A 12934-nucleotide genomic window follows, 5' to 3' on the forward strand; every position below is an offset into this window, starting at 1 on the left:
CCTCCCGGGCCCCGGCGGAACCCGCCCGTCCGCCGCTGCGCGCCGGGCTACTCCCTTCTGGCGTACGGCACTTCGGGCCGATTCGATCACCGTGCGCCCACGCTTTCTGAGCGCTCGGTGATAGCTGGATGAAATTTCATCTGTAATTGCATCCGCAAGCACAGACGCAAGTACAGTACGCAAAAGATCAGTCGGAGGGAGCTGCCATGCAGGTCGACAACGGTGTGCCCGCGGGCCGGTTGGGGAACGTCGAGTGGCGCAAGAGCCACCACAGCAACCCCAACGGCGAGTGCGTGGAGCTGGCCGGGCTGTCCGGCGGGGAGATCGCGGTCCGCAACTCGCGGGACCCGCAGGGCCCGGCGCTGGTCTACGGGGCCGCCGGGCTGGCCGCCTTCCTGAAGGCCGCCAAGGAAGGGGACTTCGACGACCTCGTCACCGGCCGCGGCACCCCCGGCGGCTGACGAGGGCGCCGCCGGGGCCCTCCGCTACGTCCCGGACTCACCCGCCAGCACCCCGGCCCGGGCCGCGCTGTCGCCGCCGGAGGCGAGCAGCCGCCCGCGCTCCACGGCGTACGCCCGACCGAGGACGGCGCGCTCCTGCGCGGAGGCGCCGCGCCGCAGCGCGTTGAGCTGGACCCGCTCACCCGCGGCGATATGCCCGGCGGCGACCGCGCCCAGGCGGTCCAGCGCCGCGTCGAACTCGGGCCCGGCGAGGGCGTCCAGACGCAGCAGCGCCAGCAGGGCGCGCGCGAGCGCCGCCGGCCCGTGGTCGCCGTCGTCGGGGCAGGGCGCGTACGCCGCCGAGTGCGCCGCCGCCCGGCCGGCCCCGGCGTGCGCGACCAGCAGCGCCGCCAGCTCCCCGAGCACCGCCTGCCGGTCCGCGTCCTCGCCGCGCAGCGCGCTCAGCAGGTGCTCGGCCCTGCGGTGGTCGGCGAGCACCAGGTCGACCACGTCGGCTCCCGCGGGCGGCGGGCTCTCCGCCGGCCTGGTCCAGCCGAACGTCAGGCTCACGGCGTGGCGCCAGTTGGCGTACTCCGCGTTCCGGCGGCTCTCCGCCATCTTTGGCAGCCACTGCGCCGCCCGGTGCCAGTTGCGCCGCAGCCCCTCCAGATCCGGCCAGTAGCCGACCGCGAGCCCCGCCGCGTACGCCGCGCCCAGCGAGACCGTCTCCGCCATCATGGGCCGTACCACGGGCACGTCGAGGACGTCGGCGACGAACTGCATCAGCAGGTTGTCCGCCGTCATGCCGCCGTCCACGCGCAGGCCGGACAGCGTCAGCCCCGAGTCGGCGTTCATCGCGTCCACCACCTCCCGCGTCTGCCAGCCCGTCGCCTCCAGCACCGCCCGCGCCAGATGCCCCTTGGTGATGTACGACGTGAGCCCCGCGATCACGCCCCGCGCCTCGCTGTGCCAGTGCGGCGCGAACAGCCCCGAGAACGCCGGCACGATGTAGCAGCCGCCGTTGTCGTCGACCGTCTGCGCCAGCGTCTCGATCTCCGGCGCGCTGCCGATCAGCCGCAGCCCGTCCCGGAACCACTGCACCAGCGACCCCGTCACCGCGATCGAGCCCTCCAGCGCGTACACCGCGGGCTCGTCCCCGATCTTGAAGCCGACGGTGGTCAGCAGCCCGTGCCGGGACGAGGCCGGCGTCTCGCCGGTGTTGAGCAGCAGGAAACTGCCCGTGCCGTACGTGCACTTGGCCTCGCCCGGCGCGAAGCAGGTCTGGCCGAAGAGCGCCGCCTGCTGGTCGCCGAGCGCCGCGGCGATGCGGATGCCGGGGACGACGGTGGTGGTCGTGCCGTACGTCTGCGTGGAGGAGCGGATCTCGGGCAGCATCGCCTTCGGCACGCCGAAGAAGTCCAGCAGCTCGTCGTCCCACGACAGGGTGCGCAGGTTCATCAGCATGGTGCGGCTGGCGTTGGTGACGTCCGTGATGTGCAGCCCGCCCGTGGGCCCGCCGGTCAGGTTCCAGATCAGCCAGCTTTCCATGGTGCCGAACAGCACGTCGCCGCGCTCCGCCCGCTCCCGCAGCCGGGGGGTCGTGTCCAGCAGCCAGCGGATCCGCGGCGCGGAGAAGTACGTGGCCAGCGGCAGCCCGCACAGCGCGCGCACCCGGTCCGCGCGCGGGTCCCGGGAGAGCCGGTCGGTCATCTCGTCGGTGCGGGTGTCCTGCCAGACGACGGCGCGGGCGGCCGGGCGGCCGGTGTGCCGGTCCCACAGCACCGTCGTCTCCCGCTGGTTGGCGATGCCCAGCGCGACGATCTGGGCGGCGTCGGCGCCCGCCTGCGCGAGGGTCTGCGGCACGATCCTGCGCAGGTTCCGCCAGATCTCCACGGCGTCGTGCTCGACCCAGCCGGGCCGCGGGAAGTACTGCTTGTGCTCCCGCTGCACCACCGAGACCATCCGGCCCTGGGCGTCGAAGAGGATGCACCGGGTGGACGTCGTGCCCTGGTCCACCGACATCACGTACCGCTGCACCGCGCCGCCCCCGTTCCGTCGATCCTGTCCGCTCCGTACCTTCTGCGCCGTCCGGTCAGTCTGTTCCGCAACGTTCGCCCGGCCGTTCCGGTCCGTCTGGTTCGTCCGCCCCGTCCGGCGCCGCCGTCACCTGCGGGACGCGCCGAGGTCCCGCGACACCGACCGGGCCGTGCCGAGCACCAGCCCCACCAGGTCCTCGCGCAGCGTGCCGGAGCGCTCGCACAGCCGCTCGGCCGGACCGGAGATGCCCAGCGCCCCCACCACCAGCCCGCCCGGGCCGCGCAGCGGCGCCGCGATCCCCGCCTCCTCCAGGCGCCGTTCGCCCCGCTCACCGGCCCACCCCGACTCGCGCACCCGGCGCAGCTCCGTCTGGATCACCGCCGGCACGGTCAGCGTCCGCGGGGTGTACGGGGCCGGGGGCACCGAGCGCAGCGCCGCGGGGATGTTCACGTCGTACGCGAGCAGCACCTTGCCCAGCGCCGTGGCGTGCGCCGGCAGCATCACGGACACGTCGAGGGTCTGCTGCGGGTCCCCGGGCCGGAAGACGTGGTGGACGACGAGGACCCGGCCGTCCGCCGGGACGCCGATGCGCACGGCCTCGCGGCTTCTGGCGGCCAGCCCGTCGGCCCAGTTGATGGCCCGGGAGCGCAGCTCGTTGGCGTCGACGTGGCCGGAGCGGAGGTCGAGGAGCGCGTCGCCGACCCGGTACTTGCCGGTGTCGCGGTCCTGCTCGACGAACCCCACGTGCTGGAGCGTCCGCAGCAGCCCGTGCACCGTGCCCTTCGCCAGCCCCAGCGACGCGGCCAGCTCGCTGACACCGAGACGGCCGGAACCACGCGCCAGCAAGTGCAGTATCGCCGCCGCGCGTTCAACCGACTGAACCGGACCTGGCACGCGCCGACCATAAGCCTCCGTGCCCCGCCGGTGAAAGCGGGGTGCAGGAGATTCGTTCGACAATGTCGGCAGGACATCGTTGACGCCGGGATTCTGCGCTGGTCATGTACTCAGCACGGGCCGGGGTGCCGGCGCAGCGGCACGGTCCCGGCGACCGATGCGACGTTTCGGAGCAGGAGCAGATCGTGACCGTGGATTACAGCGCCCCCTCCCCGCAGCGCCCCGGCCCGTTCATTGCGGCTATCGATCAGGGGACGACTTCGAGCCGGTGCATTGTGTTCGACACCGATGGCCGGATCGTGTCGGTGGATCAGAAGGAACACGAGCAGATCTTTCCCAAGCCGGGGTGGGTCGAGCACAACGCCACGGAGATCTGGCGCAATGTCCAGCAGGTCGTCGACGGCGCGGTCGCCAAGGCCGGGATCACCAGCGCCGACGTCAAGGCCATCGGCATCACCAACCAGCGTGAGACGACTTTGCTGTGGGACAAGAACACCGGTGAACCCGTCGCCAACGCCATCGTGTGGCAGGACACCCGCACCGCGGAACTGTGCCGCAAACTCGGCGGCACCCAGGGCCAGGACCGCTTCCGCGCCGCCACCGGCCTGCCCCTGGCCTCCTACTTCGCCGGCCCCAAAATCCGCTGGCTCCTGGACAACACCCCCGGCCTGCGTGCCCGCGCCGAAGCCGGCGACATCCTCTTCGGCACCATGGACTCCTGGGTCATCTGGAACCTCACCGGCGGACCCGGCCGCGGCGTCCACGTCACCGACGTCACCAACGCCTCCCGCACCATGCTCATGAACCTGCACACCCTCGACTGGGACACCGACATCCTGGCCGCGATGGACGTCCCCGCCGCGGTCCTGCCCGAGATCCGCTCCTCCGCCGAGGTCTACGGCCGCGCCACCTCCGGCACCCTGACCGGCATCCCCGTCGCCTCCGCACTCGGCGACCAGCAGGCGGCCCTGTTCGGGCAGACCTGCTACGCCCAGGGCGAGGCCAAGTCCACCTACGGCACCGGCACGTTCCTGCTGATGAACACCGCCGGTGAACCCGTCCACTCCGAGAACGGTCTGGTCACCACCGTCGGTTACCGCATCGGCGACCAGCCCGCCGTCTACGCGCTGGAAGGCTCCATCGCCGTCACCGGCGCCCTGGTGCAGTGGATGCGCGATCAGATGGGCATCATCTCCACCGCCGCCGAGATCGAGACCCTCGCGCTGAGCGTCGAGGACAACGGCGGCGCCTACTTCGTGCCCGCCTTCTCCGGCCTGTTCGCCCCCTACTGGCGCGACGACGCCCGCGGTGTGATCGCCGGCCTGACGCGGTACGTCACCAAAGCCCACATCGCCCGCGCCGTTCTGGAAGCCACCGCCTGGCAGACCCGCGAGATCGTCGATGCCATGACCAAGGACTCCGGCGTCGAACTGGCCGCGCTGAAGGTCGACGGCGGCATGACCGCGAACAACCTCCTCATGCAGACCCTCGCCGACGTCCTGGACGCCCCCGTCGTCCGCCCCCTCGTCGCGGAGACCACGTGTCTGGGCGCCGCCTACGCCGCGGGGCTGGCGGTCGGGTTCTGGCCGGACACCGACACCCTGCGCGCCAACTGGCGCCGCGCCGCCGAATGGACCCCCCGCATGGACAACGAAACCCGCGACCGCGAATACCACAACTGGCTCAAAGCAGTCCAACGCACCATGGGCTGGATCGAGGACGCGCACAGCCCTGACCAGCGGTGAACCCGGCGCCGTGCCGGAGCGGCGCGCACCCCGGCGGGCGCGTGCGCGGAGCGTAACATCGGGCCACGGCGGCGCCCCACGTCCTCGCGCCGACCACGGTTCGTGAGACGAGAGAGACCGAGCATGCCGCAGCCGGACGCCGCGCCGCCCGCCGACCGGACGATGTGCGACCGTCCGACCACCTCGGCCCGGTGGACGTTCATCCGCACCGAGACCGGCAGCGCCGCCTTCCTCGTCGCCGCCGCCGTGGCCGCCCTCGTCTGGGCCAACGCCGCGCCCGGCAGCTACGCCGACTTCTGGCACACCCACCTGTCCGTCGAGTTGGGCGACCGCGGCCTGGCCATGGATCTGCGCGAGTGGGTCAACACCGGGCTGATGACGCTGTTCTTCCTGGTCGTCGGGTTGGAGGCGCGGCGCGAGTTCGACATGGGGGAGCTGCGCGAGCGGCACCGGATGACGCTGCCGTTCGTCGCCGGCGTCGCCGGGATGCTCGTACCGGTGCTCATCTACCTGGCCCTCAACGCCGGCGACTCCTCCGCCTCCGGCTGGGGCGTGGCGATGTCCACCGACACCGCCTTCGCGCTCGGCATGCTGGCGCTGCTCGGCAAGCGGTTCCCGCGGCGGCTGCACACCTTCGTCCTCACCATCACCGTCGTGGACGACTTCGTCGCCCTGGCCGTCATCGCCCTCGTCTACAGCGACTCCGTGACCTGGCCCGCGCTGCTCGCCGGGGTCGCGTGCTTCGCGGCGATGATCGTCCTGCGCACCGCCGGCAGCCGCCGCGGCCCCGTCTACGCGCTGCTCGGCATCGCGATGTGGGTCGCCTTCGTGGAGTCCGGCATCGACCCGGTCGTCGTCGGCCTGCTCATCGGTCTCGCCACCTTCGCCTACCCCGCGCCGCGCAGCGAGCTGGAGCGGGCCAGCGGGCTCTTCCGCTCGTTCCGGGAGCAGCCCACCCCGGAGCTGGAGCGCGAGGCGCGGCAGGGCATCGCCTCGGCGATCTCCCCGAACGAGCGGCTCCAGCGGATGTACCACCCGTGGAGCAGCTATCTGATCGTGCCGCTGTTCGCCCTGGCCAACACCGGTATCCAGCTCGACGGCGGGCTGCTGTCGCGCGCGTTCACCTCGCCCGTCACGCTGGGCATCCTGGTGGCGTACGTGGTGGGCAAGCCGCTCGGCATCCTCGGCGCCACCGCGCTGACGGCGGGGCTCAGCCGCGGCCGGATGCGCCCGCCGGTCGGCTGGGCCGCCGTCGCCGGCGGCGGCACCATCGCCGGCGTCGGGTTCACCGTCGCGCTGCTGATCGCCACCAAGGCGTTCGACGGCGAGCAGCTCGCGCAGGCGAAGATCGGCATCCTCTCCGCCGTCGTCTGCTCCGGCGCCGTCACCGCGCTCGTCGCCTTCGCCACCGCCCGGCTGCGGCAGCCGCTGCGCACCCGCGCGCTCCTGGGCACCGCGCCCGTCATCGTCGACCTCGCCGTCCCGGTGGACCCCGACCGCGACCACATCCGCGGGCCGCTGGAGGCGCCCGTCACGGTCGTGGAGTACGGCGACTTCGAGTGCCCGTACTGCGGCCGGGCCGAGCCCGTCGTACGCAACCTCCTCGCCGACTTCGGCGACGTCCGCTACGTCTGGCGCCACCTGCCGCTCACCGACGTGCACCCGCGCGCCCAGCTCGCCGCCGAGGCCGGGGAGGCGGCGGCCGAGCAGGACGCGTTCTGGCCCATGCACGACCGGCTGCTCGCCGGCCAGGACCGGCTGGCGCCGCGCGACCTGCTGCGGCACGCGACGGAGCTGGGGCTCGACGTCGAGCTGTTCCGCCGGTCGCTGCACACCGGCAGCGGCGCGGGCCGGGTCTCCGAGGACATGGAGTCCGCGGACCTCAGCGGGGTCGCGGGCACGCCGACGTTCTTCGTCAACGGGCGCCGCCACCACGGCGCGTACGACATCGGCAGCCTGTCGGCCGCGGTACGGGCGGCGCGGGACCGGGTGACGCTGGACGAGCAGGAGGCGTGAGCGCCGCGCCGGGCGGTGAGGCCCGCGCGGGGCACGGGGGTGGGGGACCGGGGGCGGCGGGCGTCAGGTTCCGCCGCCCCCGGAGACTGCGGTGAGCAGCGCCAGCGGCGTGGCGGCCGCCCACGCCTGCGGGGAGCAGGCGTGTGGATACGGTACGGGTGCCGGGTGGTCACTGCGTGCGTAACCGGCCAGGACCTCCGGCAGCCGCCAGCCGTGCGCCTCCGCGGTGGCAAGGAGCCCCCGGGTCAGCGTGCGGACCTCGGCGTCGAGACCGTAGCGGGCCAGGCCGAGGGCGATGACGGCGTTGTCGTGCGGCCAGCAGCTCCCGCGATGGTACGACAGCGGGTGGTACGGCCGTTGACCGGCCGCCAGCGTTCGTACCGCCCACCCCGAGAAGAAGTCGCCGGCGAGCAGCCGCCGCCCGGTGCGCTCGCCGCGCTCCCGGTCCAGGATCCCGGACCACAGCAGGTGTCCCGCGTCCGAGGCGAGCGCGTCGGCCTGCCGCCCGCGGCCGTCCAGCGCCAGCGCCGGGAAGTCCTGCGCGGGCAGCCAGAACGCGCGGTGGAAGCGGTCGCGCAGATCGGCGGCGAGGGCGTCGAGGTGGTCGGCGTAGGGAACGTCGCCCCAGACGCCGCGGGCGAGGCGCGCGGTGCGTACGAGGGCGTCGTACGCGTATCCCTGCGCCTCGGCGACGGCGACGGGCCCCTCGGCCTGGGTGCCGTCCGCGAAGCAGATGGCGCCCGCGGAGTCCTTCCAGTTCTGGTTGACCAGCCCGCCGGGGTCGGGGGAGTAGACGAGCCACCCGCGCTCCGCCAGCCCGCCGTCGCCGAGCAGCCACGCCACGGCCGCCCGCGCCTGCGGCTCCAGCCGCGCGGCGAGGCGGGTGTCGGCGGTCGCCTCGGCGTGCGCCTGGAGCAGGACGAGGAAGAGGGGGGTGACGTCGACGGACCCGTAGTAACGCCCGTACGGCACCTGCCGGAACGCGGCCAGCTCGCCGTGCCGCAGCTCGTGCGCGATCCGGCCGGGCTGCTCGGCCGAGAAGGCGTCGTGGCGGGTGCCCTGGGTGGCGGCGAGCGCGAGGAGGGTGTCGCGGGCGAGGGCGGGGCGGTAGGGCAGGGCGAAGAGGGAGGTGAGCACCGAGTCGCGCCCGAACAGCGTGAGGAACCACGGAATCCCGGCCCCCGGCACGGTGAGCGCTTCCCCGCGCGGCCCGGAGGCGGGCACGCGCAGCAGCGCGAGATCGGCGAGCCCCTGCGCACAGGCGCGCGCGAGCGCGGAGCGCTCGGCGGGCGAGAGGGCGGGGTTGCCCGCGGCAGGGTGTCCGGCTCTGGGGTGGGCGGACGTCGCGGCGGTCACGCCGGCGGGGGTGCGTCCGGCCGTCGCGGCGGCCGAGCCGGTCCGCCCGGCGGGGCGGTCGCGCCCCGGGGCCTCCGGCGCGGTCCCGGCCGAAGGGCCGGTGAACGCCGCTGCGCCGGGGCGGAGTCCGCCGGCGGCCCCGGAGGGCTCCGCGGTGTGGACCGCCGGGTTCGTGAACGCCTCGGTGGCGGCCCGGAGTTCGGCGGCGGCTTGGGCCGGCGTCGCGGTGCTCGCGACGTCCGGTGCGCCGTGCGGGCGTGCCTCGACGCGCAGCGTCAGCTCCGCGGTGCCGTGCGGCGGGAGGGCCAGCGTCCACGCCAGCCGCCGGGCCGTCCCGTCGCCTGCCCGCGGTACGTCCGCCGACCGGCCCTCCTCCCCGACCGCCGTCACCTCGTCCGGCGGCGGGACGCATCCGACCGTCGTACGGGACGACCACTGCGTGCCGCGCCGGTACGTGAACTCCACGCCGTCCGCCAGCTCCCGGGCCCCGCGTGCCGACCCCGCCGGGCGCGGGTACGTGCGGCCGTCGGAGCGCAGCTCGAACTGGTCCGCGAAGTCCGCGTCCGCGAGCAGCTCCAGACGGGCCGTCACCGGCTCCGGACGGTTGCTGACCAGGCGCAGGTGCTCCACCAGCACTCCGGCGGCGACGGCCTGGGCGCGGAAGACCGCGTACGGCGCGGGTTCGTCGCGGATGCCCGGCGGCGTCAGGACGCAGGTGGCGGGGAGTGCGCCGTCGCGGGCCGGGGTCAGGACCGTGGGTTCCGCCCCGTCGACCGTCAGCCGCCAGCGGCTCAGGTGCCGGGTGTCGCGGCGGAACAGCCCGTCCGGGGACGCGCCGCGGCGGCCCGTGATGGCGCCGCCGGGGCTCAGCGCGGCGAACGTGCCGTTTTGCGCGAGCAGTACGCCCCCGTCGCCGCTCATCGCGGCCCCGCCGCCGGCCATGCGCCGCGCGCCGCCGGCCACGCCGCGTCCCGTGCCGCCAGGTCCAGCGCCAGCGCCGCCGTCCAACTGAAGTCCCGCGCCCCCCGGCCCGTCCCGGTCAGCGGGTCCACGTACTCCGCGAAACCCGACGCCGCCGCCCCGGTCAGCACCGCCCGGCGCAGCGCGTCGGCCGTCCCGTCCGCCCCGTGCCGGCGCAGACCGCGCTCCAGCAGCCAGGCGGTGTTGAACCACGCCGGGCCGCGCCAGTACCGGGTGCGGTCGAACGCCCGTCCCTTCAGGTCGTACGACGCGACCAGCGGCAGCTCCCCGACACGGAAGTGCTCGCCCGCCAGGGTGTTCCGCAGCGCCCCCGCCACCGCCGGCGGGAGGCCGGAGGCGAGCAGCGGGGTGAGCCCGGCGACGCTGTACTCCTCGACCGGCCGGTCCGTACGCAGGTCGCGGCAGCGGAAGATGCCCGCGCCGGCGTCCCACAGCCGCGCCACCAGCGCCTCCGTCAGCCGCGCGGCGCGCTCCCGGTGCGCACCCGGGGCGGCGGCCGGCGCCGGTCCCGCGGCGGCGAGTTCCGCTGCGATCTCCGCCATCGCCTCCTCCGAGGCGATCAGCAGCGCGTTCACGCACGGGTCCTCGACGGCGAAGCCGTGCCGTACGCCCGCGTCCGCGTAGCCCGCGTCGCGGTAGTCGGCGGCGAGCCGCACGTAGCGGCCGTAGTCGAGGTCCGTGGGCCGGTCCGCCGGGTCGCCGTGGTCGAGGTCCGCCCGGTGGAACGACGCCGCCGGGGCCGGCTCGATCCGGGCCAGCGGGCCGTCCCAGCAGGGGCTGTTGTCCATCCCGGACTCCCAGGGGTGGACGATCGCGGCCAGGCCGCCGCCGCCGAGGTCGCGGTCCTCGGTGAGGTAGCGGTGCCAGGCGAGCAGCCGCGGGTAGACGCGCGCCAGGAACCCGCGGCGCGCGGAGGCCGCCGGATCCGCGCGGTGCACCAGCAGCGCCGCGAGCGCGTGCACCGGGGGCTGCACGAGGCCGGAGGTCTGGGTGTGCGCCGGGGCGCCGGCCCGCGCACCCGCGCCCGTACCCGTACCGGCGGAGCTGCCGGCGCCGCCGCTGCCCGCGGAGCGCCAGAAGTCCGGCCCCGGGAAGTACGCGGCGTGCGGCACGGCCGGGTTGAAGACGATGTGCGGGATCCGGCCGTCGCCCCACTGCGCGCCGAGCAGCATCTCCAGCTCCCGCTGCGCCCGCCGCGGCGACAGGTGCCGCAGCCCGATGGCGACGAACGCCGAGTCCCAGCTCCACTGGTGCGGGTACAGCGTGCGCGACGGCACGGTGGAGCTGCCGGTCCAGTTGCCCAGCAGCACCGCCGCGGCGGCCCGCCACGGGTCGTCCGCCCGTACGGGCCCGGGGCCCCCGGCGCCCGACCCGCCGCCGGGCGCCGCCGACAGCGCCGTCGCGCCCCGTCCCCGTGCCGGCACCGCCGTCATGCGCCGGCCCTGCGCAGGAACCCGGGCACGGCGGCGACGGCCGCCGCGGGGTCGCCGGTCAGCCGGCACTCGGCGGCGAGCCAGCCGGTGTAGCCGGCGGCCTTCAGCGCGCCGAGCCAGGCGGGCCAGTCGAGATGGCCGGCGCCGGGCTGGAAGCGGTTGGAGTCGGAGACCTGCGCGTGGCCGATCCAGGGCGCGTTGTCGAGGACGGCGGCGGCGGGGTCGGCCTCCTCGATGTTCATGTGGTAGCTGTCGATGCCGATCCGCACGCTGTCCAGGCCGGCGGCGCGGATGAGTTCGGTGGCCTGCTCCAGCCGGTTGACCATGTGGTCCTCGTACCGGTTGAGGGGCTCCAGGAAGAGCGTGACGCCTTCGCGGCGCGCGTGTTCGCCCAGTTCTGCCAGCCCGTCGAGCAGCACGGCGCGGTCGCCGGCCTCGTCGCGCGGCGGGGTGAAGGGCGGCAGCCGGCGGGAGAACATCCCGTACGACGCGGGGGTCTGGGCGCCGACGCCGCCGATCTCGGCGATCACCGAGAGCTGGGACTTCATCTGCGCCACCGCGTCGCGGCGCTGCCCGGTGTCGAAGGCGCCGAAGAAGTGCAGCATCTCGACGCAGACGGTGGGCATGACGACGCCGTCGGCGAGCGCGCGCTTCAGCTCCGGCAGCCGGGCCGCGAAGCGCAGGTCGCCCTGGGCACGCAGCTCGATGCCGTCGTAGCCGGCGGCCTGCGCGAACTCCCACTTCTGCTGGAGGGTGTCGCCGGGCAGCAGTTGTTCCTGGGCCGCAAGGGAGAACATGGCGGGGCGGGTGGCCTTTCTGCGCGGGGGTGTGCGCGGATGCGCGTGGCGGGATCCGGACTCGGGCACGGCGTCCTCAGAACTCCAGGACGACCTGGAGGGCGTCTTGGGGCCGCTCGTCGAGGAGGGCGTACGCGCCCGCCGCCTCGGCGGCCGGCACCACATGGCTGACCAGCGGCAGCACCTCGACGCGGCCGTCGGCGACGAGCCGCAGGAACGTCTGCTGGAGCCGTTGCTGGTCCCACCGCCCGGCCAGCTCCGGCGGGACGCCGCCGATCTGGGAGCAGACGAGCCGGACGCGGTTGTGGTGGAACTCGTCGCCGAGCCGCAGCCCGACGGCGTCGCCCTGGTAGAAGCCCGCGGCCACCACCCGGCCGTCGACGACGACGGCGCGCACCGCCTCGTGCAGCGCCGGGTACGCGCCGCTGATCTCGATCGCGACGTCGGCGCCCCGGCCGTCGGTCGCCGCCCGGATCTCCTCGGCGACCGCGTCGCCGCGGGCGTTGAGCGTACGGGCCGCGCCGTGCTCCCGGGCCCGGTCCAGCCGGGCGTCGAGGGCGTCCACGGCGGTGACCGTGCCGCCGTTCAGCGCGGCGAGCCGGGTGGCGAGCAGCCCGATGACGCCCTGCCCGAAGACGGCGACGTCCTCGCCGACGTGGATGCCCGCCGCGAGCACCGCGTTGTATGCAATCGCTCCGACCCTGGCGAACGAACCGGCGAGCGGGTCGAGCCCGGCGGGCAGCGTGTGCCCGGTCATCCGCTCGGCGGGGACGATGCCCTCGCTGCGGTGGCCCCAGATGCCCCAGACCTGGTCCCCTACCGCGGGCAGGTCCCGGGTGCCGGCCAGTTCGGGGGAGACCTCGGTGACCTCGCCGACCTCGGAGTAGCCCCAGCCGGCGACCGGATACGAAAGCCCGGCCGCGTCCTCGCGGAACAGCCGGGCCCCGGCGTCCCAGGAGCGGGTCAGATAGGGGTTCGTGCCCCGGTAGGCGGTGAGTTCCGTGCCGGCGGAGATGCCGGAGTAGCGGGTACGTATGCGCAGGTGGCCGGGGGGCAGCGGGGCACTTTCGTGCTCGGCGACCTCGACCTGGCGGGGGGCGGTGAACTGGACGACGCGTTCCACGGTGGGTGCTCCGGTGAGGCTGATCGGGGGGCACGGCTGTTAACGACTTGCGTCGAAGATATCTCAGACTTATGTCTTGTCAACACGAAAAAGTAGTGGTGTGATGCAGTCC

At 74.6% G+C, this 12934-nt stretch carries 9 protein-coding genes; 3 read left to right on the plus strand and 6 right to left on the minus strand.

Going from position 1 to position 12934, the window contains the following annotated elements; genetic code table 11:
* Nucleotides 1–206: 206 nt before the first annotated feature.
* A complete protein-coding gene (locus QBL21_RS14510; RefSeq protein ID WP_407562594.1) occupies nucleotides 207–461 on the plus strand; it encodes a DUF397 domain-containing protein in 255 nt (84 codons plus the stop codon).
* 24 nt (nucleotides 462–485) lie between these two features.
* On the opposite strand, the gene glpK (QBL21_RS14515) is transcribed toward QBL21_RS14510, so the two are convergent.
* Together glpK (QBL21_RS14515) and QBL21_RS14520 are read right to left on the minus strand one after the other, a co-directional pair.
* Entirely contained in the window at nucleotides 486–2462 is a 1977-nt protein-coding gene (gene glpK, locus QBL21_RS14515) for a glycerol kinase GlpK (RefSeq protein WP_407566421.1), read from the minus strand.
* A gap of 141 nt (nucleotides 2463–2603) precedes the next feature.
* Nucleotides 2604–3371: an IclR family transcriptional regulator gene (locus tag QBL21_RS14520; RefSeq protein ID WP_407562595.1), complete on the minus strand. Its 768-nt coding sequence runs from the start codon at nucleotides 3369–3371 to the stop codon at nucleotides 2604–2606.
* A gap of 191 nt (nucleotides 3372–3562) precedes the next feature.
* On the opposite strand from QBL21_RS14520, the gene glpK (QBL21_RS14525) reads away from it, so the two are divergent.
* Together glpK (QBL21_RS14525) and nhaA are read left to right on the plus strand one after the other, a co-directional pair.
* Nucleotides 3563–5116 (plus strand): glycerol kinase GlpK, encoded by a 1554-nt coding sequence (glpK, locus tag QBL21_RS14525; RefSeq protein WP_407566422.1) that lies wholly within the window; start codon nucleotides 3563–3565, stop codon nucleotides 5114–5116.
* Between the two features lie 123 nt (nucleotides 5117–5239).
* Nucleotides 5240–7132, plus strand: a complete 1893-nt coding sequence (gene nhaA / locus QBL21_RS14530; RefSeq protein ID WP_407562596.1) for a Na+/H+ antiporter NhaA — start codon at nucleotides 5240–5242, stop codon at nucleotides 7130–7132.
* A 63-nt stretch (nucleotides 7133–7195) separates the two neighbouring features.
* On the opposite strand, the gene QBL21_RS14535 is transcribed toward nhaA, so the two are convergent.
* From QBL21_RS14535 to QBL21_RS14550, 4 genes are all read right to left on the minus strand, one after another.
* Nucleotides 7196–9451 (minus strand): glycogen debranching N-terminal domain-containing protein, encoded by a 2256-nt coding sequence (locus tag QBL21_RS14535; RefSeq protein ID WP_407562597.1) that lies wholly within the window; start codon nucleotides 9449–9451, stop codon nucleotides 7196–7198.
* Nucleotides 9406–10902, minus strand: coding sequence for an MGH1-like glycoside hydrolase domain-containing protein (locus tag QBL21_RS14540; protein ID WP_407562598.1), 1497 nt, complete (start codon nucleotides 10900–10902; stop codon nucleotides 9406–9408). The genes QBL21_RS14535 and QBL21_RS14540 overlap by 46 nt, the downstream gene beginning before the upstream one ends.
* Nucleotides 10899–11699, minus strand: a complete 801-nt coding sequence (locus QBL21_RS14545; protein WP_407562599.1) for a sugar phosphate isomerase/epimerase family protein — start codon at nucleotides 11697–11699, stop codon at nucleotides 10899–10901. The genes QBL21_RS14540 and QBL21_RS14545 overlap by 4 nt, the downstream gene beginning before the upstream one ends.
* 76 nt (nucleotides 11700–11775) lie before the next feature.
* A complete protein-coding gene (locus tag QBL21_RS14550; protein ID WP_407562600.1) occupies nucleotides 11776–12822 on the minus strand; it encodes a zinc-binding alcohol dehydrogenase in 1047 nt (348 codons plus the stop codon).
* Between the last annotated feature and the right edge of the window lie 112 nt (nucleotides 12823–12934).

It is taken from the genome of Streptomyces sp. 184 (assembly GCF_045781775.1).
Taxonomy (GTDB): Bacteria; Actinomycetota; Actinomycetes; order Streptomycetales; family Streptomycetaceae; genus Streptomyces.